This window comes from Brevirhabdus pacifica (assembly GCF_002797755.1).
Taxonomy (GTDB): domain Bacteria; phylum Pseudomonadota; class Alphaproteobacteria; order Rhodobacterales; family Rhodobacteraceae; genus Brevirhabdus; species Brevirhabdus pacifica.
Genome location: NZ_PGFI01000011.1, coordinates 354,064 through 378,397 on the forward strand (window position 1 = coordinate 354,064; position 24,334 = coordinate 378,397).

25 protein-coding genes are annotated in these 24,334 nt (G+C 66.4%); 15 read left to right on the plus strand and 10 right to left on the minus strand.

Annotated features, from left to right (window positions below; translation table 11 throughout):
* Window positions 1-9: 9 nt before the first annotated feature.
* From CLV77_RS01930 to CLV77_RS01945, 4 genes are all read right to left on the minus strand, one after another.
* On the minus strand, window positions 10-831 hold the full coding sequence (locus CLV77_RS01930) for a 3-methyl-2-oxobutanoate hydroxymethyltransferase (protein WP_076979502.1): 822 nt from the start codon (window positions 829-831) through the stop codon (window positions 10-12).
* A 43-nt stretch (window positions 832-874) separates the two neighbouring features.
* A complete protein-coding gene (locus CLV77_RS01935) occupies window positions 875-1,861 on the minus strand; it encodes a 2Fe-2S iron-sulfur cluster-binding protein (RefSeq protein ID WP_076979501.1) in 987 nt (328 codons plus the stop codon).
* A gap of 23 nt (window positions 1,862-1,884) precedes the next feature.
* The gene (locus CLV77_RS01940; protein ID WP_076979500.1) at window positions 1,885-2,706 is read right to left on the minus strand and encodes an IclR family transcriptional regulator; all 822 of its coding nucleotides are present in this window, start codon (window positions 2,704-2,706) and stop codon (window positions 1,885-1,887) included.
* A 107-nt stretch (window positions 2,707-2,813) separates the two neighbouring features.
* Window positions 2,814-4,646, minus strand: coding sequence for an ethanolamine ammonia-lyase reactivating factor EutA (locus CLV77_RS01945; protein WP_076979499.1), 1,833 nt, complete (start codon window positions 4,644-4,646; stop codon window positions 2,814-2,816).
* Between the two features lie 120 nt (window positions 4,647-4,766).
* On the opposite strand from CLV77_RS01945, the gene CLV77_RS01950 reads away from it, so the two are divergent.
* The 8 genes from CLV77_RS01950 to CLV77_RS01985 all read left to right on the plus strand — a co-directional run bounded on the left by CLV77_RS01950 (window position 4,767) and on the right by CLV77_RS01985 (window position 11,005).
* Window positions 4,767-5,879 (plus strand): cupin domain-containing protein, encoded by a 1,113-nt coding sequence (locus CLV77_RS01950; RefSeq protein WP_197685769.1) that lies wholly within the window; start codon window positions 4,767-4,769, stop codon window positions 5,877-5,879.
* 63 nt (window positions 5,880-5,942) lie between these two features.
* The gene (locus CLV77_RS01955; RefSeq protein ID WP_076979497.1) at window positions 5,943-7,229 is read left to right on the plus strand and encodes a Rieske 2Fe-2S domain-containing protein; all 1,287 of its coding nucleotides are present in this window, start codon (window positions 5,943-5,945) and stop codon (window positions 7,227-7,229) included.
* Between the two features lie 16 nt (window positions 7,230-7,245).
* Window positions 7,246-7,818, plus strand: a complete 573-nt coding sequence (locus CLV77_RS01960; protein WP_076979496.1) for a hypothetical protein — start codon at window positions 7,246-7,248, stop codon at window positions 7,816-7,818.
* A gap of 9 nt (window positions 7,819-7,827) precedes the next feature.
* Window positions 7,828-8,592 carry a sulfite exporter TauE/SafE family protein gene (locus tag CLV77_RS16255; protein ID WP_076979495.1) on the plus strand — a complete coding sequence of 255 codons (765 nt, stop codon included), beginning with the start codon at window positions 7,828-7,830 and terminating at the stop codon, window positions 8,590-8,592.
* The gene (locus CLV77_RS01970; protein ID WP_076979494.1) at window positions 8,592-9,365 is read left to right on the plus strand and encodes a class II aldolase/adducin family protein; all 774 of its coding nucleotides are present in this window, start codon (window positions 8,592-8,594) and stop codon (window positions 9,363-9,365) included. Before CLV77_RS16255 ends, CLV77_RS01970 begins: the two co-directional genes overlap by 1 nt.
* Window positions 9,355-9,831: a hypothetical protein gene (locus CLV77_RS01975; protein WP_076979493.1), complete on the plus strand. Its 477-nt coding sequence runs from the start codon at window positions 9,355-9,357 to the stop codon at window positions 9,829-9,831. The genes CLV77_RS01970 and CLV77_RS01975 overlap by 11 nt, the downstream gene beginning before the upstream one ends.
* A gap of 32 nt (window positions 9,832-9,863) precedes the next feature.
* Window positions 9,864-10,484 carry a hypothetical protein gene (locus tag CLV77_RS01980; RefSeq protein ID WP_100053102.1) on the plus strand — a complete coding sequence of 207 codons (621 nt, stop codon included), beginning with the start codon at window positions 9,864-9,866 and terminating at the stop codon, window positions 10,482-10,484.
* Window positions 10,481-11,005 (plus strand): hypothetical protein, encoded by a 525-nt coding sequence (locus CLV77_RS01985; RefSeq protein WP_076979492.1) that lies wholly within the window; start codon window positions 10,481-10,483, stop codon window positions 11,003-11,005. The genes CLV77_RS01980 and CLV77_RS01985 overlap by 4 nt, the downstream gene beginning before the upstream one ends.
* A 112-nt stretch (window positions 11,006-11,117) precedes the next feature.
* Here CLV77_RS01985 and CLV77_RS01990 read toward each other — a convergent pair whose 3' ends face one another.
* The 4 genes from CLV77_RS01990 to CLV77_RS02005 form a co-directional block, all read right to left on the minus strand.
* Window positions 11,118-12,323: a Bug family tripartite tricarboxylate transporter substrate binding protein gene (locus CLV77_RS01990; protein WP_076979491.1), complete on the minus strand. Its 1,206-nt coding sequence runs from the start codon at window positions 12,321-12,323 to the stop codon at window positions 11,118-11,120.
* 70 nt (window positions 12,324-12,393) lie between these two features.
* Complete coding sequence (locus CLV77_RS01995) at window positions 12,394-12,981, minus strand: cupin domain-containing protein (protein ID WP_076979490.1); 588 nt, start codon at window positions 12,979-12,981, stop codon at window positions 12,394-12,396.
* A gap of 20 nt (window positions 12,982-13,001) precedes the next feature.
* Window positions 13,002-13,580 carry a cupin domain-containing protein gene (locus tag CLV77_RS02000; RefSeq protein ID WP_083707732.1) on the minus strand — a complete coding sequence of 193 codons (579 nt, stop codon included), beginning with the start codon at window positions 13,578-13,580 and terminating at the stop codon, window positions 13,002-13,004.
* Between the two features lie 165 nt (window positions 13,581-13,745).
* The gene (locus tag CLV77_RS02005) at window positions 13,746-14,597 is read right to left on the minus strand and encodes an NAD(P)-dependent oxidoreductase (RefSeq protein WP_076979489.1); all 852 of its coding nucleotides are present in this window, start codon (window positions 14,595-14,597) and stop codon (window positions 13,746-13,748) included.
* Window positions 14,598-14,828: 231 nt separating this feature from the next.
* On the opposite strand from CLV77_RS02005, the gene CLV77_RS02010 reads away from it, so the two are divergent.
* The 3 genes from CLV77_RS02010 to CLV77_RS02020 are packed head-to-tail and all read left to right on the plus strand — an operon-like array spanning window position 14,829 to window position 17,919.
* On the plus strand, window positions 14,829-16,340 hold the full coding sequence (locus tag CLV77_RS02010) for a tripartite tricarboxylate transporter permease (protein ID WP_076979488.1): 1,512 nt from the start codon (window positions 14,829-14,831) through the stop codon (window positions 16,338-16,340).
* Window positions 16,330-16,809 carry a tripartite tricarboxylate transporter TctB family protein gene (locus CLV77_RS02015; protein ID WP_076979487.1) on the plus strand — a complete coding sequence of 160 codons (480 nt, stop codon included), beginning with the start codon at window positions 16,330-16,332 and terminating at the stop codon, window positions 16,807-16,809. The genes CLV77_RS02010 and CLV77_RS02015 overlap by 11 nt, the downstream gene beginning before the upstream one ends.
* Before the next feature lie 24 nt (window positions 16,810-16,833).
* Window positions 16,834-17,919 (plus strand): ornithine cyclodeaminase family protein, encoded by a 1,086-nt coding sequence (locus CLV77_RS02020; RefSeq protein WP_076979486.1) that lies wholly within the window; start codon window positions 16,834-16,836, stop codon window positions 17,917-17,919.
* Between the two features lie 16 nt (window positions 17,920-17,935).
* Here CLV77_RS02020 and CLV77_RS02025 read toward each other — a convergent pair whose 3' ends face one another.
* Together CLV77_RS02025 and CLV77_RS02030 are read right to left on the minus strand one after the other, a co-directional pair.
* Window positions 17,936-19,012, minus strand: coding sequence for an AbrB family transcriptional regulator (locus CLV77_RS02025; RefSeq protein WP_076979485.1), 1,077 nt, complete (start codon window positions 19,010-19,012; stop codon window positions 17,936-17,938).
* Window positions 19,013-19,307: 295 nt separating this feature from the next.
* Window positions 19,308-20,588 carry a Rieske 2Fe-2S domain-containing protein gene (locus tag CLV77_RS02030; RefSeq protein ID WP_076979484.1) on the minus strand — a complete coding sequence of 427 codons (1,281 nt, stop codon included), beginning with the start codon at window positions 20,586-20,588 and terminating at the stop codon, window positions 19,308-19,310.
* Window positions 20,589-20,719: 131 nt separating this feature from the next.
* On the opposite strand from CLV77_RS02030, the gene CLV77_RS02035 reads away from it, so the two are divergent.
* Genes CLV77_RS02035 through CLV77_RS02050 form a run of 4 tightly spaced genes read left to right on the plus strand, consistent with a single transcriptional unit; the run spans window position 20,720 to window position 24,296 of the window.
* Complete coding sequence (locus tag CLV77_RS02035; RefSeq protein WP_083707730.1) at window positions 20,720-21,652, plus strand: PDR/VanB family oxidoreductase; 933 nt, start codon at window positions 20,720-20,722, stop codon at window positions 21,650-21,652.
* Window positions 21,642-22,835 carry a Gfo/Idh/MocA family oxidoreductase gene (locus tag CLV77_RS02040; protein ID WP_083707729.1) on the plus strand — a complete coding sequence of 398 codons (1,194 nt, stop codon included), beginning with the start codon at window positions 21,642-21,644 and terminating at the stop codon, window positions 22,833-22,835. The genes CLV77_RS02035 and CLV77_RS02040 overlap by 11 nt, the downstream gene beginning before the upstream one ends.
* Window positions 22,832-23,824: an ABC transporter substrate-binding protein gene (locus CLV77_RS02045; protein WP_233128079.1), complete on the plus strand. Its 993-nt coding sequence runs from the start codon at window positions 22,832-22,834 to the stop codon at window positions 23,822-23,824. Before CLV77_RS02040 ends, CLV77_RS02045 begins: the two co-directional genes overlap by 4 nt.
* A gap of 7 nt (window positions 23,825-23,831) precedes the next feature.
* A complete protein-coding gene (locus tag CLV77_RS02050; protein WP_076979481.1) occupies window positions 23,832-24,296 on the plus strand; it encodes a hypothetical protein in 465 nt (154 codons plus the stop codon).
* Window positions 24,297-24,334 lie beyond the last annotated feature (38 nt).

Genomic DNA, 24,334 nt, shown 5'->3' on the forward strand with positions numbered 1-24,334 from the left:
GGTAGTTCCTTACTTGGCGGGGGGCGTGCCCTTGATCTGGCGGGCGGCGCGCACGTCCTGGCCCAGTTCGGTCAGCGCACCGTGGATGATCTTGGCGACGTTGGCGTAGTTCTCGGCGTCGCTGTCCAGCGACTTGGCGTTGTAGCCGATGGCGGCATTGGCCATGCGCACGCGCCCATCCAGCCAGGGGCCGCCGCCGAATCCGCCGATCACCGGCACGCCGATCCGCTCGACCACCTTGGGGCCGACCACGGGGCCGGAATTGGTGAAGTCCAGCATCGAGGCGCCCGCGGCCTCCAGCATCAGGGCCTCTTCGATCAGCCGGTCGGTCATGCCTTCGGGGACATGAGCGTCGGTTCGGTTCATGGCGCCGTATTCCATCCCGTAGGAAAGGGCGGTTTGCGGCGTCACGCCGAACTGTGCCCAGACGGGGATGCCCGCCTTGACCAACGCGGTCGTGGCCTCCGGAAAATCGGCGGCGCCGTCCAGCTTGATCATGTCGACCCCGGCTTCCTTGACGAAGCGGATCGCCGCGCTGACCGCGCTGTCGGCACCTTCCTGCAACGGGCCATAGGGGAAATCGGCACTCAGCAGGGCGTTCTTGGTGCCACGCCGCACCGCCTGGGTCACGGTGATCATCTGATCCATCGTGATTTCCAGCGGGTTGGGCTGACCCCAGAGGTTGTGACCCACTGTGTCGCCGACCGAGATGATGTCGGCGCCGGCCCGGTCCGCGATCTGGGCCATCTGGTAGTCCCAGACCACGAGACCGAAGATCTTCTCGCCCGCGCGTTTCTTGGCCTGTAGGGCCGGAATGGTGATTTTGGCCATGAAAGGCTCCTTGGCTGTATGTCTGTAGGGGGGGGCGCTGGGCTCAGTAGAATTCGTCGAAATGCAGCTGATCCATCGGCACGCCGGCCTCGTGGGCCATTTTCTGGATCGCCGCGGACATGACGGCGGGCCCGGCGAAGTAGATCTCATGATCCTTCAGCGCGTCCCCCAGGTCCTGGGCGACGACATCGTGCAGGAACCCCTGACGATGGCTTGTCTCGGGCGCATCCGAGAGAGCGGCGGTGAAGCGCACGCTGTCGGCCAGATCCTCGCCCAGGAGGATCGGGTCGATCAGGTCCTGCTCGCCCCGCGCGCCATAGTAGAAATGCAGCTGGCGATCCTTCAGCATCCCGGCGGCCTTGGCGCCGCGCGCGATCGAGACCATGGGCGACAGGCCCGAGCCGCCGGCCATCAGGATCAGGTCACGCGGCGAATCCTCGCGCAGGTAGGCGGTGGAATAGGGGCCGTCCATGCGCACCCGATCGCCGGGGGTCATGGCCCACAGGGCCTCGGTGCCCTTGCCGCCGGGCACGCGCCGGATCTGGAAGTTCCAGCTGTCCTCGCCGGGCAGGTTGCACATGGAATAGGGGCGCGCGCCCTTCACGCCGGGCAGGTGCAGCAGGGCGTATTGGCCGGGGCGGAAGTCGTCCGGCCCGTCCGCCATGAAGCGAAACTCGGTGATGTCATGGGTGATCTGGGTGACCGAAGTCAGCTCGGCCGGGCGGCTGACCGGGGGGTGGAGGGGCACGCAGGCCGGGTCGGCGCGGAACTTGACGGTGCAGGGGCCGTCGGGGCGGGCCTGGCAGCCCAGCCAACGGTTGCGCTTCTGGTCCCGCTCGCCCCAGGCCGGGGAATCCTCGCGCAGGTGCGAGACCTCGCCCTCGATCAGCTCGAACTTGCAGTTGCCGCAGGATCCGACATTGCACGAGTAGGGCATGCCCACCCCGGCGCGCAGGGCTGCGCGCAGGATGGTGTCGTTGGGGTCGCAGTCAAAGGATGCGCCATCGGGCGTGGTCGTGATCTTGTTCATGGGCCCTCGGGATTGGGTGAGTGTCAGACATAGATGCGAGGCCTCCCCGAAAAGCCCATCGTCTGCGAGATCGTCTCGGCGGCCTCGATCACGACGGGTGCAAGTTTCGAGAATTGGCTTTTCTTCATGCGCAGGCGCGGGCCCGCGACGCCGACGGCGGCCAGAACGCGGCCGTCGCTGGTGTAGATGGGCGCGGCCAGGCAGCGGGTGCCGATCTCGCATTCCTCATCCTCGATGGCATAGCCCTGACGCTTGACCCGGCGCACGCGCTCGCGGATCTCGGCCGCGTCGGTGATGGTCTTTTCGGTCATGGGCTTGCGGGGTGCCTCTAGGAAACGCTCCAGCTCGGGCTCGCGCATACCCGACAGCAGGCACAGCCCCTCGGCCACGGCAAAGGCGGGAAGCTGGCGGCCCGTACCCGATTTCAGGCGCAGGGTCTGGGGGCTTTCGAAATCATGCATGAAGACGGCCCGCTGGCCCTCAAGGACGGCAAGGCGCACGTTTTCCTGGGTCCGCTCGCGCAGGTCGTTGAGGATCTTCTTGGAGGCGTTCACCACGTCGAAGCGCGACCGCACCTGCGAGCCCAGCGAGAAAAGACCGACGCCAAGCCGGTATCGCCCGTTCTCGGGGTTCTGCTGCAACAGCCCCTCGTCCAGTAGGGCGCTTGCCAGCCGGTGTACGGTGCTTTTCGCCACGCCCAGCCGCTTGGCAAGCTCGCTTATGCCAAGCTCCTGGTCTTCGAGGCTGAAGGTCTTGAGAAGGTGGATCGCGGTCGTTACGGAAGACAGGCGCGTGCTGTCGCGGCGCGGATTTCGGTTCGGCTCGGATTTTTCCGGGGTGGGCATGCTCTTCTGGGCCTTTCGCTGTTCCGGGATAGAGAACTGCGTTCCATTAACGCCCCGTCGTGCGGCGGGTGTCAACGGCGCGACCCGGCTGATGCGGCCCTTTGCCGTCATTTGCGACCAGAACGCGCAGCAGTGGCGGCTCCCTGGTCAGGTTGTGAATGCCCGTGAGAGTGCGAATGCCCGTGAGAGTGGGTGTGTCCGTGCCCATGCCCATGGCTATGCGCGTGACCGTGCGAATGCCCGTGTGAATGCCTGTCCCCATTCCCGGTTTCCCGCGCGATCGCCTCGTCGTCGCGGAAATGGATCCGCTCGACCCGGTTGGGGGCGCGGGGATCTTCCGCGAACAGCAGGGATTTCACGGTGACCGGCACGGTGAATGAGGGCAGGCGGATCTTGCCCAGGTCGATATAGTCGAAATCCCGCAGGCTGAGCCCGTCGAGGACAAGCAGCTCGTTTTCCAGCTTCATCTCGTCGCGCAGGATGCCGCCCAGGGTGTGGGCGATGTCGCCGTCGATGATGACGTAAAGCGGATGGCCCCCGGCGATCCGGGGCGCCATTGCCTGCACGATACCGTCGGCCAGCGCGCGGATGTAGGGATAGTCCGGCTCCAGCCGGTATTCGAAGACCAGCGCGACCTCGTCCTCGGCCGGCTCTAGGTCGAAGGCCTCGAAATGTCGCAGGATGCTGTTGGCGATGGCGTCGGCCTCGGGGTGGGTTGTCAGGTCCACATAGGGTTTCAGCACCTGCATGTTGCGGCGCGGCAGCAGCTTGCCGGGGGCGGTGATGGTGCTGGTCTGGCCCGATAGCTGGACCGAGTATTCCGAGGCGCCAAGCGCCGTCGCCCGGATGCAGGCCGCAGCCGGCAGAAGCGGCGCGCCAAGGTCGCCCGCCTCGGCGCGTTCGCGCAGGGCGTTGCCCAGCGGCAGGCCCAGGTCGCCGAAGGACCGGGTTTCCTGCCCGGCGACGTATTCACCGACCCCGCCCGAGAAGATCACCCCGTCGATGCGGGTCGTGTCCGCCTCGGACGCCAGCTCGGAATTATCGCCCGGCAGGTCGGTCAGGAACAGGCGGGACACCTCGGCGGGCATCGGGTTGGTGGTGATTGCCGTGATCAGGCGGTCGGCCATCAGGCGCGCAATCTCGTCCAAGACCCCCTCGTCGGCGGGACTGCCGACCGACAGGTCGAACCCGGCCTCGCGGGCGAAGTGGCGTCCGGCCGGGTCCAGGCGGACGACGCGGCCCGCCTCGGTCGCGATCAGGCGCCCGCCCACGTGAAGCGCGCCCGTCCAGACGACCTTGCCGCTGTCGCAGATCGCCAATTTGGTCGTGCCGCCGCCGATGTCGATGTTGAGGATGCGCGAGCCCGCGTCGTGGCTGGCCTTGGCCGCGCCAGAGCCGAAGGCGGCCAGCATGGCCTCCATGTGGTTGCCAGCCGTGGCGGTGACGAAATCGCCGCCCCGCTCGGCCACGATCTGGGCCACGGCATGGGCATTCTCGCGCCGAAGCGCCTCGCCGGTCAGGATCACCACGCCCGCGTCGATGTCGGCGGGACGGACCTGCGCCGCGGCATAGGCGTCGTCGATGATGGCGCCCAGGGCGACGCCGTCGATGGTGGTCTCATCCGCGAAGGGGGTGAAGGTGACGGGGGATTCATAGGCCGTGTGCCGGTCCACGATCACGTATTTGCTGGCCAGGCTTTCGCCGATGCGTTGCAGGTGCACGCGCGAGAACAGGATCTGCGTGCCGGCCGAGCCGATGTCGATCCCCACCGAGGTGAGCATGACATTGTCGCGCTGCCAGATCGGATTGTCCTCCAGCGGGCCCGGGTCGATGTCGTCATGGTCGTGATCGGCGTCGTCCCCGTGCTCATGCGGATAGAAGTCGCCGAACATGTGATCGTCCAGCGTGTGCCGCTTGTCATCTGGGGAATTGCTGCTCATCGCGACTGTTCCTTTATGCGGACCGTCGGTCCATTGACGACACAATAGCCATCCCCTATCGTGAATGCAACCACCCAATCCGCCTTTCCCGCAAAGGCTTGAGCAAGACGGAGACGCCTCGTGAAAAATGCTATGGTTTCAGAAAAGCTGGCCGAGAAGTTCAAGCAGGAGAAGGAAACGCCCTATACGCGTTTCATCGCCGGCGAGGGCCTGGACATCATTCAGGGCCACTACATCCCCAGCCTCCACGAGGTGGAGCTGAAGCCATGGGCCCGTCGCGGCGGTAACGCCGTGTTCATCAACCACGACGCGTCGCGCACCACCAACGACTGCTACGTGATGGAAATCCCCGCCGGCAAGAAGCTGGAGCCCCAGCGCCAGCTTTACGAAGAGACGATCCTGGTGCTTTCGGGTCGAGGGTCGACCACCGTCTGGAACGACGACGGCGACAAGACCAGCTTCGAGTGGGGCGCGGGCGCGATCTTCGGCATCCCGCTGAACGCCAATCACCAGCATTTCAACGGCTCGGGCTCCGAGCCTGCGCGGTTCGTGTCGGTCACCAACATGCCGCCGCTGATCAACGTCTTCGAAGAGCCCGAATTCCTGTTCAATACGCCCCACGACTTCAAGGGCCGCTTCTCGGGTGAGCCTGACTACTTCGCCGACCAGGGCGAGCAGAAGGGCCTGCTGATGGAGACGAACTTCGTCGCCGACGCGGTCAACCTGCCCCTGATCGAGGCCAAGGAGCGCGGCGCCGGCGGCGGTCACATCCGCTTCCAACTCGCCAAATGCTCGATGAACAGCCACATCAGCCAGTTCCCGGTCGGCACCTACAAGAAGTGCCACCGACACGGCCCCGGCGCCCACGTCATCATCCTGTCGGGCGAAGGCTACAGCCTGATGTGGCCCGAGGGCGAAGAGCCCGCCCGCTACGACTGGAAGCCCGGCAGCATGATCGTGCCGCCCAACATGTGGTATCACCAGCACTTCAACACCGGGAACACGCCCGCGCGCTACCTCGCGTTCAAATACGAGGGCGTCGCCATCCGCAACGCCCAGGGCGTGCCGAAAGCCTGGATCAGCCAGCGCATCGGCGGCGACCAGATCGATTACGCCGACGAAAGCCAGCAGGTACGCAACATGTTCGCCGAGGCCCTTTCGGCCAATGGCCTGACCCCCGCGATGGACGCCGCCTACGAGGCCGAAAAGCCCGACCTGCCGCCGAAATCCTGACCCGATCTCTGCCCGGCCGGTCTTGCCCGGCCGGGCCCCATCCCACGAAGAAGGAGCAGTCCCATGCTTCGCAAGGACGTTAACGATCTTCTGACCCAGACCGACTCCGGCACGCCCATGGGCGACATGTTCCGGCAGTACTGGATCCCGGCCCTCCTGGCCTCCGAGCTGCCCGAGGACGATTGCGCCCCGGTGCGCGTCAAGCTGCTGGGCGAGCGTCTGATCGCCTTTCGCGACAGCAAGGGCCGCTATGGCCTGATGGACGAGTTCTGCGCCCACCGCGGCGTCTCGCTCTGGTTCGGCCGCAACGAGGAAGGCGGCCTGCGCTGCCCCTACCACGGCTGGAAATACGACTATACCGGCCAGTGCATCGAGGTGCCGTCCGAGCCCGACGAGTCGGGCTTCTGCGAGAAGGTCAAATTGCAGGCCTATCCTCTCATCAAGATCGGCGACATCCTGTGGACCCACATGGGCGACAAGGAAGATCGTCCGCCCAAGCCGACCTGGGAATTCGCCACCGTCCCGGCCGAGCAGACCTACACCTCCAAGCGCTGGCAGGAATGCAACTGGCTGCAGGCGATGGAAGGCGGGATCGATTCCAGCCACGTGTCCTTCCTGCACTCCGGCGGCCTCAAGAGCGATCCGCTTTTCAAGGGGGCCAAGGGCAACCAGTACAACCACGCCGACAAGAAGCCCGTCTTCGAGGTGACCGAGGCCGAGGGCGGCCTTTACATCGGCGCGCGCCGCAACGCCGAAGAGGGGCATTTCTACTGGCGGATCACGCCTTGGGTCATGCCCAGCTTCACCATGGTTCCGCCCCGCGGCGACCACCCGATGCACGGGCACTTCTGGATCCCGATCGACGACGAGAATTGCTGGGCCTGGAGTTTCGACTATCACCCGACCCGCGCCCTGACCGAGGCCGAGGTGCAGTACATGCGCGACGGTCACGGCGTCCATAACGAGTATGTGCCGGGCACGTTCCGCCCGTTGCAGAACAAGGACAACGACTACATGATGGACCGGGACGCCCAGAAGCGCGGCGACACCTATTCCGGCATCAAGGGCATCGCCATGCAGGACGCCAGCCTTCAGGAAAGCATGGGGCCCATCGTGGACCGGACCAAGGAGAACCTGGTGTCGACCGACAACGGCATCATCATGGCCCGCCACCGGCTTCGCAAGGCGGTCACGGCCCTGCGCGACAAGGGCGTGACCCCGCCGGGACGCGACCCCGCGCACCAGATGGTCCGCTCGGTCGCGGTGGTGTTGCCGGCCGATCAGCCGTATGCCGAGACCTGCAAGGAAGACCTGGCCGCCCGGCCCGGTCAGAAACACACCTCGGTCTGAACGGGAAGGGGGCGACATGACTGATCAGACGCGTCCGACCCTGCTGGCAAGCTGTGCCAGTGCCTCGACCGCGGCCGAGGCGCGCTTTCGGGTGAACTACCCCAACTCGGGGCGGCGCCGGTCGCGGATCTTCGCCCTCGACGGTCCTGCCGCCGAGGCCATGTTCGCCATCACCGAGGCCCCCTGGCAGGGGGCCCATTTCCTGGCCGTCGGCTCGGGCGGCGATGTCGATCCCGAGGCCACCGGCGCCGACGATCTGCCGCTGTCGCACCCCGACGGGACCGGCGCGAAACTGAGCGAGGAGATCGAGGGCGCCGATGTCGTGGTCCTGATCTCCTCTACCGGCGAGAATGCCGGCGCGGCCGAGGTCATCGCCCGCGAAGCCTATCACCGTCACATCATGTGCGGCGGACTGGCCCTGGCCGGCACCGCCCTGGCCAACGGCCGTGGGTCGGGGGCGCCCGCCAGCTCGCCTGACAGCGATCCCACCAGTCATGTGGTCAACACCTTGCGCCCCTTCGCCTCGATCCTGGTCGTGGCGCGGGATGCCGATTTCATTCCTGCCATGCTGAACGCCCTCAGGGCGTGAAAGGAACCGATGGAATTTCTTGCCGCTCTGCCCCTTGGTCTTCTTATCGGGATGACCCACGCGCTCGAGTCCGATCACCTGGCCGCCGTGGCCTCGCTTCAGTCGCGCGGCGGCGGGGTGCGGGCCATGGTCTCGCGCGGGGTTGCGTGGGGCCTAGGTCACACGGTCTCGCTTTTCGCGGTCTGCCTGGGGGTCTTCTTCCTGGGGCTGACGATCAGCGGGCGGATGGAAGCCGGCCTCGAGTTCGTGGTCGGGCTGATGATCGCCGGGCTGGGGGCGCATGTGCTGCTGCGCATGCGGCGCGAGCGCATCCACCTGCATGCCCATGAACACGCCGACCGCACCCGCCACCTGCACCTGCACAGCCATGCCGGAGAGCCGGTCCGCCACGCCGACAGCGCCCATGAGCACAGCCACAAGTCCCCCGAACGCGCCGCCTTGGCCCGCCGCCCGCGCAACGGGCTGGTCCTGGCTGTGGGGATGATGCACGGGCTGGCAGGCTCCGCCGGGTTCCTGGTGCTCGTTTCGGCCACGGCCGACAGCCTGGGACAGGTGCTGGGCTATCTTCTCGTCTTCGGCCTGGGCTCCATCCTTGGCATGGCCGGGCTTTCCGCCGTCGTGGCGCTGCCCTTGGGCAAGCTGGAGCGGCTGGGCGGCTGGCTGCCGGGGGCGGCGATGACCGCCATCGGGCTAGGCGCGATCCTTGTCGGCGGAATGCTGGCGCAGGAGAATTTCGCGACCCTCTTCGGACCCTTGCTGGACGGCCACGCCTGATGACGGCGCGGGCCTCCTCCTCGGCGCAAGCCGGCGGGTCGGGGGCGCGCGATCAGGCCTTGCTGCAAGGCATCTGCGACGCGGTCACCATCCTCGTGGGCGCCGGGGTGATGGATTACAACGGCCACGCCTCGATGCGCGACCCCGCCGCGGGCGCGCAGCAGCCGGGCTTCTACATCAACTCGGGCGCCAGCGACCGTGCCGCCATGAGCCCCGACCAGGTCTGCCGCGTCCGGGTCGATGCGCCCGACACGCTGGCGGCCATCGACGGCATTCGCCCCCCGAACGAGGCGCATCTGCACGCCGCCATCTACGCTGCCCGCCCGGATGTGGCCGCCGTCGTCCATGGCCATCCGATGTGGAGCACCCTGTTCACCCAGACCGGCACGCCGCTGCCCCTGCTGATGCCCCAGTCGGCGCTGATCTCGGACACGCCGACCTATCCCCATGCCCATTCCATCTCGACGCGCGCACGCGGTGCGGCGATGGCGGATGCGATGGGGCAGGCGCGGGGGATCTACCTGGCCGGCCACGGGTCGGTCTTCACCGGGCGCGCGGGCGATCCGCTGGCCGCACTGACCGAGGCCACGGCGCTTGCCATCTATTCCGAGCAGAATGCCGAACGCGCATGGCGCGCGGCGCTGCTGGGCCCCGCCACACCGTTGCCGCCCGGGGACCTGGACGCCCATCGCGCCAACCTGGACAAGCCCGGCCTTTTCGCCAAGTGCTGGGCCTTTCACCTGAGCCAAGGGAGACACGCCAATGTGCGGTGAGATCGACGAGAACATCCTGATCAACCAGGAACTGCTTGAGCGGTTTTCCGTCATGGCCCGCATGATGGGACAAACCCCGGAGCCACGCGATGACGCCGCCCCGCCGGCGGGGCCCCGCGGCCTTGACCGTGCCGAGGGTCGCGCCGCCTACATGGAAGAGCTGTTCCAGCAGGGGCTGACCCGCGCGATCCGCGACGCCAGCACTGCCGCCGAGGACGAGGCGGTCGACGCCATCGCCTCCCAGGCCATCGCCTTCGCCCGGCTGGCGGGATTCCTGGCGGGCCAGCTTCCGCCCGACGCCGATCTTTTCCGCGCCGTGATCGAGGCCGTGACCGCCGGTCATGCCGAGACGGCCGCCCTGGAGCGCCGATACCGTGACGAGCGGGACGAGGCGCACGGGCATTCCCACGACGACCATGATCACGACCATGACCACGAGCACCACGGCCACCGCCACGATCACTAGGCCCCTGCGGTCGGCCCTTTGAAGGAGTGCGATTGCCCGATTACAGCTATCTCTCCAGCCCTGCATGGCGCCGCAACCTGCGGCAGGCGGCCTTCGGTCGCGGTTTCCTGGGGTTCCTGGGCGCCGCCTTCGCGGCGGGGGTGCTGTGCTGGTTCGTGAAGGGCTGGTCCGGGGTCGAGAAGGCGCTGCTAGGCGATATCGGCCTTCTGATGCAATTGCTGCCCCGGCTGGCGGTGGCGCTGGCCATTGCCGCGCTGATCTGGGTGATGCTGCCGCGTGAGAAACTGGCGGGCCTGGTCGGGCGCGAATCCGGGCTGGCGGGACTGATGATCGCCCTTGTGGCGGGGGCGGTGACGCCCGGGGGGCCGACCTCGGCCTACGCGCTTCTGGCCGTGCTGGCCGCCTCGGGGGCGGATCGCGGGGCGCTTGTTTCCTACATCACCGCCTGGGCCTTGCTGGGGCTGCAAAGGGTCCTGGTCTGGGATGTGCCGTTCATGGGCAGTGAATTCGCCATGCTGCGCCTGGCCGTCAGCCTGCCCCTGCCGATCTTGGCCGGCATGATCGCCCGTGCGCTTCCCCTGACCCTGACCCTGCGCGAGCCGCCCGAGGCCGGGCCGGTCAACTCGCCCCGCCAGGCAAGGCCCGGCGAATGAGCGTCGGTTTCCTCGTCCTGCTGGGCCTGCTGATGGCCCTCGTCGCCATCGCCTTCCACCGGCACAAAGATCCGGCCCCCGTTTTGCGCCGCGTGATCGAGCAGGGGGCGCAGCTGGTCCCGCGAATGATCTGCGCACTGATCGCGGCCGGGTTCATCGCGGCCGTCCTGCCGGCCGAGGCCATTTCGCGGCACATGGGGCCCGACGCGGGGCTGCTGGCCCTGCCGGTGGCCGCCGCCGCCGGGCTGCTGGTGCCCGCGGGGCCGGTGATTTCCTTCGCGATTGCCGCCGTGTTCGCCAAGGCCGGTGCCAGCACGGCGGCGCTGATGACCTTCATCACGTCCTGGAGCCTGTTCGGCTCCCATCGCATCCTGATTTACGAGCTGCCCCTGCTGGGGCCGTCGTTCTTCCGGCTGCGGGTGCTGTCGGTGCTGGTCGTGCCCTTCCTGGCGGGAGGGTTTGCGATGCTGGTCGGGCTGCTCAGCGATTTCGGGACAGCTGCGCCGATGGCCGCGCCGTAGGTCCCACCCCCCACAAAGGTGCCGCTAAAAAGGAAGCGGGCGGGTCCGGTTGCCCGGCCCGCCCGTTCCATTCGCGTGAGTGACCCCCGCCCAGAAGCAGGGGAGGGGCGAATTACTTTGTGCAGTCCATCCGGCTCGGCTCGAACTCTTCATGGTTGGGATCGTACTCGATCTCGCAGCCCATCCCGGCCATCAGCGCCTCGCGTTCGGCGGCCTGGCCGTCCAACGTGATCTTGGTGCGCGACCCCGAGATCTTGGCCTTGATCGTCTTGTCGCCATCCATGAACTCCACGACCTTGTTCTTGGGTCCCATGCTCATGATCTTCGTCTTGGTGGTGTTGGTGGGCACCTCGACTTCCAGCGCGGTGGCGATGATCTCCACGGTCTCGGGGGTCTGGGTAAGGGCGGCACGAACAAGCTCGGCCACCTCGTCGCCGCGCGCGGCCTCGATCGGCAGGCCCAGTTTCTCGGCCTCGGCCAGGAAGCCGGGGTCGTTCATCACCTCGATATAAGCCGTGCGCAGTTCTTCCAGCACGTCCTCGGGAACGCCCGCAGGGGCTGCCGTCAGGCGACCCAAGCTCGACATCGCGTTGATCAGGTTGACGATGGATTTCGCGCGATCGGACTGGGCGAAGTCGATGGCCTGGGGCTGTAGGTCCCCGCCAAGCGCCACCGCGACCACGCCGTTGCCGGCGTCCACGAAGGGTTTCATCGACCCGTGACTGCCGATCTGCCCGACGACCTCGCCGCGCAGCATGGCCATTTCGCCCTCGTTGCCGTTGTAGCCGGGGATCATGTCCACCTTCAGGTCGAACCCGTCGATCAGCATCTTGGTCTCGGTGAACGAGGCCGAGCCGATGCCCGAGGCCGAGAAACGCACAGTCTCGGGGGTGTCCAGGAGCTCCTGGAAGCTGCTGATCCCGCTGTTTGTGGACAGGATGATGACCCGCGGGTCCGCTGCGGCCTTGCCGACCCAGCTCAGCTCCCGCAGGTCGAACTTGATGTTCTTGCGCTGCAGGATCTGGGCGTAGATCAGGCCGGTGTTGAAGGTGCCGATGGTCAGCCCGTCGGGCTCGGCGGCGGCAAGGGTGTTGGTGCCGATGATGTGGCCGGCACCTGGCAGGTTCTTGAAGACCAGCTTGTCGAGGCCAAGGCGCGTCTCCAGGTGCCGACCGATCAGGCGGGCGTAGGCATCGTAGTTGCCGCCCGGGTTGGTCGCGATGATGTAGGTCATCGTCTTGCCCTTGAAATATCCGTCCGCCCAGGCTGGCAGCGCCAGGCTGGAGGCGACGGCAAGGGCCGTCAGTAGTGTCTTCATGTCGCTTCTCCCGGTTGAAATGCGGGAGCCGAACTCTTTTGGCGGCCCGGTCCCCCTTGGTGGACTGGGTTCAGTCAGCTGGCGGAACCCAGACATCCTCGAAGCCCTCGGCCGGTTCGAGCTGATCGAACCAGTCCAGACCGATGGACTTCATGATGCGGCTGTTGCACACGACGATCCGCGCCTCGATGTCCGAGGTGTTGACCCGCTTGTGCGCGACATAGGGGGGCACGTAGATGAAATCGCCCGGTCCCCAGTCGTATTTCTTGGGGGTGGTTTCCCATTCCCACTCGAACTCGACCTTGCACTCGAATTTCACGTCGTAATGCAGGTCGTGGCCGGTGCCCTCGATCACGAAGGCGATCTCTTCGGACAGGTGACGGCTGGTGCCGCTGGCCTTCTGGGCCTCGATGAACTGCATGTAGACGTCGATGCAGCACTCCTTGGTGTCCATGCGCTCGTTGATGATGTGCTTGATAAGCCCGTCGCCGGACCGCTCCAGCGGCATCTGCGCGCTTTTGACGACGTTGAGACGGTTGTCGTATTCCTTGCGAAATTCCTGGCTGGCCTTCAGCGCGTCGTTGTAGAACGACACCTCGGGGGCGGCCTGCTTGGCGCGCTGGCGTTCGATGGCGTCGGCGAAAGTCGATGCGTCCATGGTCTGATCCTTTCCTGCGCTCAGAGGCTGACGGGGGGGTGATAGTCTTCGTGGCCCGGCACAGGTTCGGTGGGCGGAAACTCGACCATCTTCTGGAAGATCATGTGCATGAACAGGAACAGCGGCTTGGCCTTCAGGACCAGCACAATGCTTTCGTCGTCGCTGTCGTTCAGGTGCTGGTGCACGCAGGCATTCTCGACGATCAGCGCGTCGCCCGCTTCCCAATCCAGGCGTTTGCCGTCGTGGATGTCGTGGCCCTTGCCCTTGAGCACGAAGAACACGGCCGAGTTCATGTGGCCGTGGATCTGGCCGTAGCCGTGGGGCGCGAAGGCATCGACATGGGCCTCGATCGACTGGGCGATCTTGTTGGCCTGGGGGTTGATGACCTTCTTGCCGAAGTTGTGCGGCCCGCCCTTCCACTTCATCTCGGAGGTCTTGTAGACGCGAGGCTGCTTGTAAAGCTCCTCTTTCATCTCGCTGTAGTTGCCCTCGAGCGCGCGAACGAAGGTGCGCTTGCGGGTCCAGCGTTCCCAGACCACTTTTTCGCGCTTGTCGCTGTTGTGGCCAAGGCCACCATTCTCATCCTGTCCTGTGGACATGACTCCTCCTTGTTTCGTGGCATTGGATTTTCGTCGGTGCTGGCAAAAACGCTAGCAATGCGCATCGTTTCCGTCAACGGGACAACATTCCGTATAGAGGAATGAAGTCCCGATTGCACTCAAGGATCGTTGGGGTCTGGAGACGCGCCCTTTGCGATGGCGTGCCTAGGGGTCGAGGGGCTTTCCAAGGTAAGCCGCGCGTTCCCCGCGCAGAAGGTCGGCCACGTCCTGGGGGCCGAGGTGCTTGACCAGCTGATCCACCGCCCCGAAAAGCGGCAGCGGAAGACCGCGGGACTGGGCCAGTTCAAGGGCCAGATCCATGTCCTTTTCATGCCAGGTGAACCGGGTCGTGTCCCAGCGTTCCAGCGTGGTGTTGCGGGCCGGGCATTTCAGCAGCGTCTCGCGCATCCGCTGCGCATCAAGGCCAAGCGAGCGGGCCAGCGACAGCACCTCGTAATTGGCGACGCATGCGGCCCAGTGCATCATGTTGTTGCAGGTCTTGGCGATCTGGCCGCTTCCCGGTGCCTCGCCGATATGCTCGATGCTGCGGGAATAGGACAGCATAACCGGGCTCAGCCGCGCGACCGCCCTGGCGGGGCCGCCGGCAAGCGAGACAAGATCGCCGTTGCGCGCCCCCTCGCGGCCATAGCAGACCGGCGCGTCGACAAAATCCACCCCCGCTTCGGCACAAGCGGCGGCCAGTTCGCGCATGGTGTCGGGGTGGTTGGTCGCGGTGACGAGGATCGCAGGGGGCTGCGCGGAATCGGACCCACCCAGCGCCCCCAGGATGTCGGCGACGACGGCGCGGGTCTGGTCGTCGGTCGCGACCATGATCACCAATGCCTCGGCCCAGGTCGCCAGCTCGGCCAGTCCAGCGGCCGGCGCCAGCCCCTCCGCGCGGCAGGCCTTGAGCGCGGCCGCGTCCAGATCGTGCACCCGGACCTCGTGGCCCGCGTTCTGAACATGGCCTGCCATGTGGCGCCCCATCTCTCCGACACCGATAAATCCGCACCTCATTCGACACTCCCTCGTTGCTGAATCGAGTGGAGCCGAGGGTTGCGAAAGGTGCAAAACCAGAAACGGCCCTGTTCCTTCATGTGAAATGGCGGTCCAATTTTTCTTGAGTGGGCGCTGATGTCGCCCCTACCGTTTCAGGGCACCCCGCGACCGGAAGCGCCAATCAGGCCTTTCCGGATCAGAGCTGTCGATGCGCCTCGACTGATGTTCACTCCGTCAGAAAGTGCCCGTATGGATTTTCAAGCGATCTTCACGCCCTTGTACGAAATCGTCACGTCGTTCCATCTGATGGGATTAATTATGCTGGCCATCCCGATAGGCATGTTCTTCGGGGCGGTGCCGGGGCTGGGCGGCAAACTGGGGATTGTCCTGCTCATTCCCTTCGTCTTCGGCATGGACCCGTTGGCCGGCGCCGTCTTCCTGCTGGCGATGCATGCGGTTGTCCATACCGGCGGCTCGATCCCGTCGATCCTTTTCGGTGTGCCGGGCACCGGGCCTGATGCGGCGACCATCGTCGATGGCTTTCCGATGGCCCAGCGGGGCGAGGCCGGGCGCGCGCTTGGCGCCTCGCTTGGCGCCTCGGGCGTGGGTGGGGTGATCGGCGCCCTCTTCCTGGCAGCGATGTTGCCGGTGTTGCGCCCCGTCGTGCTGGCGTTTTCGCCGGCCGAGTTCTTCCTGCTGGCCCTGTTCGGCATCACCTTCATCGCCATGCTGTCGGGCCGGTCCCTGATCAAGGGCGTCGCGGTCGGCTTTCTGGGCCTGCTGTTGTCGCTGGTCGGGCTGGATCCGCACACCGGGGCCGAACGCTACACATTCGATCAGCTTTTCCTGTGGGACGGGGTCAGCGTCGTGGCCGCCGTCCTGGGCCTCTTCGCCATTCCCGAGATGATGTCGCTGGGCGTCAAGGGTGGCGCCATCGCGGATGTCGAGGGGCGCCCCGCCCGTTATGACATCAAGCAGGTGCTGGACGGGATCTTCGATGTCTTCCGCCACCCGTGGCTGACGCTCAGGACCTCGGTGCTGGGGGCGGCCATTGGCGCCATCCCGGGGCTGGGTGGCGATGCGGCCTCGTGGCTGTGCTATGGCCACGCGGTCCAGACCAGCAAGAACCCCGAGAACTTCGGCAAGGGCGACGTGCGCGGCGTCATCGCGCCCGAGACCGCCAACAACTCCAAGGAGGGCGGCGCGCTGCTTCCGACCCTGTTCTTCGGGGTGCCCGGAAGCTCGGGCATGGCGATCCTGATCGGCGCCTTCGTCATGCTTGGGATCCAGCCGGGCCCCGCGATGGCGCTGACCGGAATGCACCTGGTCTGGTCGCTGATCTGGGCGCTGGCGCTGGCCAACTTCCTGTCGGTCTTCGTCTTCCTGGTGATGGCGCCGGCTTTCTCGCTGCTGGTCTTCGTGCGCGGTGCGCTGCTGATCCCCTTCGTCCTGGTCCTGGCCTTCCTGGGGGCCTACCTGTCCGAGGCCGCCTGGGAAAATATCGTCCTGCTGGTCGGTATCGGGGTGCTGGGGTTCTTCCTGAAAAAGCACGGCTGGCCGCGCCCGCCCTTCGTGATCGGCCTGGTGCTGGGAGCGATCGCCGAGGATTCGATCCACAAGGCCCTGGCGATCTGGGGGCCCACCTTCTTCCTGCGTCCGCTCAGCCTGGTGCTGATCGCGCTGATCGTCGGAACGGTCGCGCTTTACATCCATCGCCAGCATTTCAAGCCTGGCCGCCGGGAGGTGCCCAATGACCTTTGACAGCCGTATCCTGACCACGCTGGTGGTCTTCGCCCTCTTCGCGGGCGCCGCGCTGATGGCACTGGCGCTGCCCCAGAAGGCCGCGTTCATGCCCTTGCTGATCGCGGTGCCCGGGGCGCTTCTGGCGGGGGCGCAGCTATTGCTCGACATCCGCGACATGCGGCGGGAGGCTTCGGACCCCGACGCCACTCGCCGCGCGCACCGCGAACGGGTGGCCGAGGATGGCGGCCGCTCAGAGGGGGTGATGTTCCTGTGGCTCGGCATCTTCACGGCGCTGCTGCTGGGTGCGGGGTTCATCGTCGGCGGGCCGCTGGCGGTCTTCCTTTACGTCGGGTTCGAGAGGCGCCGAAACTGGCGCAACGCCACGATCGCGGGCTTGGCCACGCTGGCGGTGCTCTACGGCATCTTCATCCAGCTTCTGGAATTGTCCCTCTTTCCCGGCCTGCTGCTGCCGGGCTTGAGTCTCTGATCGTCCTGCCAGGAAGGTGCCCCGATGCTTCTGATCGACAACGAGACCACCGACAGGGTGCTGAGCATGGACGCCACCATTGCCGCGCTCGAGGCCAGCTACCTGGCCACCGCCGCGGGTCATGCGACCTGCCGACCGCGTATCGACATCACCATCCCCACCGATGATCCGGCCAAGGAATATCGCTGGGGCACGATGGAGGGCGGGGCCATCGGCGGGTATTTCGCGATCCGGATGAAGTCCGACATCATCTACCGCGACACCACCCCAGACGGCACCACCACGGAAGAGAAATACTGTGGCGAGCCTGGCCTGTTCTGTGGCCTGATCTTCCTGACCGACGTGCAGACTGGCAGGCCGCTGGCCCTGCTGAACGACGGGGTCCTGCAGCACATGCGCGTGGGCGGCGACGGCGGGTTGGGGGTGAAATACATGGCCCGCGATGACGCGAAGGTCGTCGGCATGCTGGGCAGCGGCGGCATGGCCGAGACGCATATGAAGGCCTTCACCGCAGTGCGCGACATCACCCGGCTTCAGGTCTATAGCCCGACCCGGGCCAACCGCGAGGAATTCGGCGACCGGATGCGCCGCGAACACGGGATCGAGGTCGTCGTCTGCGACCGCCCCGAGGAGATCTATCGCGGCGCCGACATCGTGGCCGCCCTGACCGATTCCGACCGCCCCGTGCTGAACGGCGATCTGGTCGAGCCGGGGACCCACGTGGTCAACATCGGCGGCGGTGGCCTGCCCGACGCGGCCACCATCGCCCGGGTCGACGCCTACCTGCGTTTCGGCGACGCGCCGGCAGCCCTGGGGCTTGAGACCTTCGATGACGAGTTCCTGACCTGGCGCGCCGGGCCCACCAAGGGCGTGAGCCGCAAGCGCGCCCATGGCAACATGCTGCCCGAGAAGCGCGTGACCCTGGCGGACCTGGTGGCAGGCCGCGCCCGGGGCCGGACCAGTGCGGATCAGATCACGTGGTCCGAACGCGGCAACATGCAGGGCGCCCAGTTCCACGCCGTCGCGGGCGCCACATTCGAGGCCGCCCGCGCCCAAAACCTCGGGCACGAGCTGCCCGACGCCTGGTTCCTGCAGACCATTCGCAACTGAGGGGGCTTGCTCCCCATCAGCCCCGCGATCGGCGGTTCAGCCAGTGGAAGATCCATGGCGCGATGGTCACCGCCAGACCGATCCGCATCACGTGGTGGGTGGCGACGAAGATCGGGTCCGCGTCGAGCGAGATCGCGATCAGCCCCATCTCCACCAGGCCGCCCGGCGCGAAGGCGATGAACGAGACCACGGTATCTGCAAGCCCCAGCGCCGAGGTCAGCAGCGCCACACCGAAGGCGATCAGCAGCGTACAACTGAGCGTCACCACCGACAGGCCCAGCCCGCGAACCAGGTCGCGCTTGGACGGCCCGGCAAAGCGGGATCCAAGCGTGGTGCCGATCACCAGCTGCGCGGTCTTGAGAAGGGCGTCGGGGATCTGGGCGTCGGTCATGCCCGTGGCGTGGATGATCGCGCTCAGGATCAGGGGACCGACCATGATCGCGGCCGGGATATGCAGCCCCCGCGCCAGGAACACCCCCGCGACACCGGCGGCCGACATCAGCAGGATGTCCAGCGCGTCTGGCATGCGGAAATCGGCGCTGGCGACGACGCCCGCGGCGCTGCCGACCGGCTGACCCAGTTCCAGGCTCAGCAGGACGGGGATGACCGAGACGGCCAGCGTCACCCGCGCGAAATGCTGGATCGCCATAAGGGGGCCGTTGCCGCCATTGGCCTCGCCGATCAGGACGGCCTCGACCATGCCGCCGGGGCTGGCGGCGAAGAAGGCGGTCGGCCGGTCATAGCCGCCCAGCCGGCGCAGGATCTCGGCGTTCAGAAGCTGGACCACGACCATGTAGGGCACCACCAGCAGCAGGCTTGGCCACCAGCGGGCGACTTCACTGATGATGTCAGGGGTGACGCGGGCGCCGATCATCACGCCGACCACCGGCACGAAGATCACACGCAACTTGCCCGGCAGGCCCAGGGTCCGGCCGAAGGGGGTGAGGTCGAAGAAGGAGAGCACCGCGAACAGAAAAAGCGGCCCCAGCATCCATGGCAGGGGCATCCCGATCCATTGGAACCCCAGGGCACCCAGTACCGCCAGCCCGACGGAAACGGCGCCAATGATCCCGGATTCGATCACCTGTCGCATCGCAAGATCCTTGTTCGTTGATGGACGCGCGTGGCTTATCTTAGCCGCCGGCAACTGGCCAGTGCCACAAGATAAATCCGGCTGTTCCACCCCCGGGCGACAGCGATCCCGGCCCCCTTGATTTCTACGCCCCGGGCTTTCCGCCAAGCGGGGGAGAGCCCGGGTGACCGGAGCAGGTCCCTGAACATGAAAAGGCCCGCCCGCCAGGCAGGCCCTGCTACCGGCAGGGCGCTGTCGTGGCGTTGGGCGGGCCGTCCGTGGGCGCGGCGCCAGGGTTATCCCGGGCGGGCGCGGATCACTCCGCGGCTTTGGCGCCTTCGTTGGCGACCAGCGTGCGCCAGTCGACCTCCTTGGGATAGACCCCCTCGCAGGAGGCGATCCGGGCTTGCGGCACCCTGTCGGGGCCCGTGCCGATCGCGGTGCCTCCGGCCTCCACCTTGCGTGCGGCATCGACCATGAGGCGGCGGAACTCGACGATGGCAAGGTCCGAGGCGCCCAGAACGTCGGTGCTTCGGTTGACGCGGGGACCCATCGACACCCACATCACGATGTCCTGGTTCGGGATGCCCTGCACCCCGGTGAAGTTGCCGGCCTTCATGGCCTCGCGGTCCTGAAGGAAGTCGTTCTCGAGCGTGCGCTTGGGGCGCCACTTGTGATCGACATCCTCGCCCGGAACGGCATGGTTGAACCGGCGCCATTCCTCGGTGCTGGGGGTGCCGCGATCGCCCCAGGCGATGAAGTGGAAAGCTGTCTCTTCATCGTTGATCGGCACGATCACCGAGGCGACGTTGTAATTGTTGTTCGGCGGGATCAGCGAGTAGTAGGGCGCCACGAACTCGGTAACACGCAGGTAATTGTGGCTGGCCGCGTTCTTGATCGGCTTGCGGATCGCTGCGTAGTGGAAGCCGTAGCTGGTGGTCTGGGTCTGCATCCGCGGCGACTTGTCGGTGGAAGGGCGATACCAGGCCTTGTCGTCCGCCGCGGCACCTTCGACGCGCGCGGGCTTCATGTCCGAGGAATGCAGCGACGAGGAATGGGCGCTGTCGATCTGGCCTTCGTGGATCTGCGCCCAGTTGGCGGGCACGCGGATCTTCAGGATGGCGATCGGAGTGTCGTTGGTCGGGGCAAAGGAGGGCGGGTCGAACTCGGGGGTCTCCTCGACGGGGCCGAGCCAGGCCCAGACAAAGCCGCCCCATTCGCGGACCGGGTAGGCGCGGGCCTTGACCTTGTCCTTCAGCGGGCTTCCCTCGGGCTCGGAGGACATGGCGACGACGTTGCCGTCCACGTCCATTTTCCAACCATGGTAGAGGCAACGCAGGCCGCAATCCTCGTTGCGCCCGTAGACGAGAGAGGCTTTCCGGTGGGGGCAAAGCTCGTCCAGCATTCCCAGCCGGCCCTTGGTGTCGCGGAAGGCGACATAGCTTTCCCCCAGAACCTCGACACGGAGGGGTTTGCCGTCATTCTCGGCGACCTCCTCGAGCAGGCAGACAGGGGTCCAGTGCTGACGCATAAGCTGTGCCATGGGCGCGTCGCCGGTCACACGGGTCAGCAGATCGTTCTCTTCATTTGTCAGCATTTGATCGCTTCCTTCGTCAATTGCGCTGTCATTGATCCATGTCAAATGGCCGTTGACTCTTAATACTTAGTTCCCTAAGCTTTTTCAAGCCACATTCGGAGAGTGACCCGAAAATGACGAACGAAAGCACTATGATCGACATGCAAGTGACCGCGATTCGGGACCTGACGCCCAGCATCCGCGAGTTCACCCTGACCCCTGTGGCGGGCGGCGCGCTGCCGGCGGCCGAGCCCGGGGCGCATGTCACCGTCCGCACCCCCTCGGGTGCGATGCGCCGGTATTCCCTGGTCCGCCCGGGTGCCACGCCCGAAGCCTATGTCATCGCCGTCAAGCGCGAGCCGGGATCGCGCGGCGGTTCGGCCTCGATGCATGACGCGGTCGAGGTTGGCACCGTCCTGGCGATCGAGCCGCCGGAGAACGAATTCGCCCTGAGCGAGGCGCCCGCCTACCTGCTGATCGCAGGCGGTGTCGGCGTGACGCCCATCTATTCCATGGCCCAGGCCTTGGAAGCCGAGGGCAAGCCTTTCGAGATTATCTATTGCACCCGCAGCGCCGAGGAGAGTGCCTATCTTGACGAGTTGCAGGGGCGCTGGGGTGCAATGCTGACAGCGCATCACGACGGGGGGGATCCGGAGCAGGTCTATGATTTCTGGGACCATTTCGAGGAGCCCAGGGATGTTAAGGTCTTCTGCTGCGGCCCCAAACCCCTGATGGACGAGATCCAGGCGATCTCGGGACATTGGCCCGAAGGCTGGGTCAATTTCGAGGATTTCAAGCCGGTCGAAGTGACCCGGCCCGACGATGTCGCCTTCGATGTGCAGCTTCAGGCCAGCGGCAAGAAGGTGACCGTGCCCGCCGACCGCTCCATCCTTGAAGCCCTGCGCGAGGCGGGCGTCGCGACCGTGTCCTCCTGCGAAAGCGGCACCTGCGGCACATGCAAATGCCGCCTGATCGCGGGCGAGGCCGATCATCGCGACATGGTCCTGATGGACGAGGAAAAGGACGATTACGTCCTGATCTGCGTCTCCCGCGCCCGCTCGAAGGAGCTTGTCCTTGACCTCTGAAGCGGTGCGTATCGGGGTGGCCGGGCTGGGCCGGGCGTTCGTGCTCATGCAGGGTGCGTTTCACGCCGACCCGCGCGTTCGGCTTGTCGCCGCCGCTGCCCCCCGCGCCGAAAGCCGCGCGGCCTTCGAAGACCAGTATGGCGGCGCCGCCTACGACAGTGTCGAAGCCATGTGCGCCGATCCCGAGGTCGAGGCCGTCTACATCGCCACCCCCCACCAGATGCACCGCGAACATGTCGAGGCCGCCGCGCGCCATGGCAAGCACGTGCTTGTCGACAAGCCGCTGGCCGTCACCCTCGAGGATGGCACCGCCATGGTGGAGGCCGCCGAGGCGGCGGGCGTGCAGGTCATCGTCGGCCCCTCCCACAGTTTCGACGCGCCCGTGCGTCTGGCGCGCGACATCATCGAAAGCGGCGAGTTCGGCGCGCTGCGGATGATCCAGGCGTTCAACTACACCGATTTCCTTTACCGTCCCCGTCGCCCCGAAGAGCTTCGGACCGAGGAGGGGGGCGGTGTCCTCTTCTCGCAGGCGGTGCACCAAGTCGATATCGTCCGGCTGCTGGCGGGCGGGATGGGCCGGCAGATCACTGCGATGACCGGCGATTGGGATCCCGAGCGGCCGACCGAAGGCGCCTACAGCGCGCTGATCGGTTTCGAGGGGGGCGCCTTCGCCACGCTGACCTATTCGGGCTATGCGCATTTCGACAGCGACCTGTGGATGGGTAACGTGGGTGAGCTGGGCCATGAAAAGCCCGCCGATGGGTATGGCGCCGCGCGTCGGGCCCTGAAGGAGCTGGATCCCGCGCGCGAAGCCGCGCTCAAGTCCACGCGGACCTTCGGTTCTGCCACGCCGCTTCGGACCCCCGAGCACCATGAACATTTCGGGCCGGTGATCGCCCTGCTCGACCGCGCCGACCTTCGCCTGACCCCCGACGGGGTCGAGATTTTCGGAAACGAGACACGGGAATTCCGGGCTGCCCCCGGGACGGATCGTCCGCGCCACGGGGTGCTGGACGCCCTTGTGGATGCGGTCCGCCACGGGCGGGCGCCCGCACAGACCGCGCGTTGGGGAATGGCAAGCCTTGAGGTCTGCCACGCCATCCTGCGTTCGGCAAAAGACGGCGGGGCACCTGTCCGCCTGGAACATCAAGTGAAAACGGATCACGGGGAGACGAGCAAGTGAGCAAGTTGCGGCTGTCATTGGCCATGGGCGATTACGACAGAACCCGCGCCATCGTGGATGGGCGGGTGCAGATCGACGGTGTGGATCCGATCCCGATGCTGCTGTCGCCCGAGGAGATGTTCTTTCGTGCCTTCCGGCACCAGGCCTTCGACATCAGCGAACTGTCCCTGTCGTCCTACTCGATCTCCGTCGCCCGGGGAGAGCCGCATTACGTCGCGATCCCGGTCTTTCTCAGTCGCGCCTTCCGTCACACCTCGCTTTACGTGCGCAAGGATGCGGGCATTTCCGAGCCCAAGGACCTGGTGGGCCGGCGCATCGGCATCGCCGAGTATCAGCTTTCGGCCAATGTCTGGCTGCGCGGGATCCTCGAGGAACATCACGGCGTCAAACCCTCGGACATCCGCTGGATCCGGGGCGGGATGGACACACCGGGGCGCCCCGAGAAGATCCGCGTCGACCTTCCGTCCGACATCACCATGGAAAACGCCCCCGACGGGGCGACCCTGAACGACATGCTGGCCGCCGGCGAGATCGACGGGTTCATCGGCCCGCGCGCGCCGCGCTGCTTTGCCGAGGGGCATCCAGACGTCGACCGGCTGTGGCCCGATACCATGGCCGCCGCCGCGGATTATTTCCGCGCGACCCGCATCTTTCCGATCATGCACGTGCTGGGCCTGCGCCGCTCCCTCGCCGAGGCCCACCCCTGGCTGCCCGGCGCGCTGCTGAAGGCGTTCACCCAGGCCAAGGGCCTGGCAGAGGCGGCGCTGGCCGACACCTCGGCGACCAAGGTCACGATGCCCTTTGTCGAGGACGGCCTTGGCATGGCGCAGCGCCTGATGGGATCGGACCCCTGGTCCTACGGCTACGCGGGCAACGCCCACGTGCTGGACCGATTTCTTGATTACCACCACGCGCAGGGTCTCTCACCCCGGCGCGTGGCGGTGGAGGAGCTGTTCCACCCCTCCACCATAGAATCCTACAGTCTGTGAGGCCCCGATGACCCGGATCGCACCGCTCGACATCATCGAAATGCAGACTGGCAACGGGCTGGCCTATGCCAGCGTGACCCACGTCCATCCCAGCTACCCGCCGGTCGTCCGCCTGGCCCCGTCGCTTTGCAAGACGCGGCCCGCCGATCCGGCCGGCCTGTTGCAGGGCGGGGATTGCGAGATCCTGCTCATGCCGCTCGAGACGGTTCTCTCGCAGCTGGACCTCGACTGGCAGAAGGTGGGCGCGCTTCCCGACGAGGCGGGCAACTCTCCTTTCCCGACGTTCCGCACCCCGATCCGCGACCGCGCGGGGGCCGTCATTTACTGGTGGTATTGGGACGGCGAGGGCCTTCGCTTCGACGAAGGCAGTGAAACAGATTTGGCCTCGGCCGCGGCGGACCTTCCGCTGCGCGAGGTCACCGGAGCCGCCGGTTTCGCGGCTCTTCTCCATGGGCTTGGGGACGCGCCGTGATGGCAGGCTCCAACCAACAGGCCGGGGTGGGTCCAGAA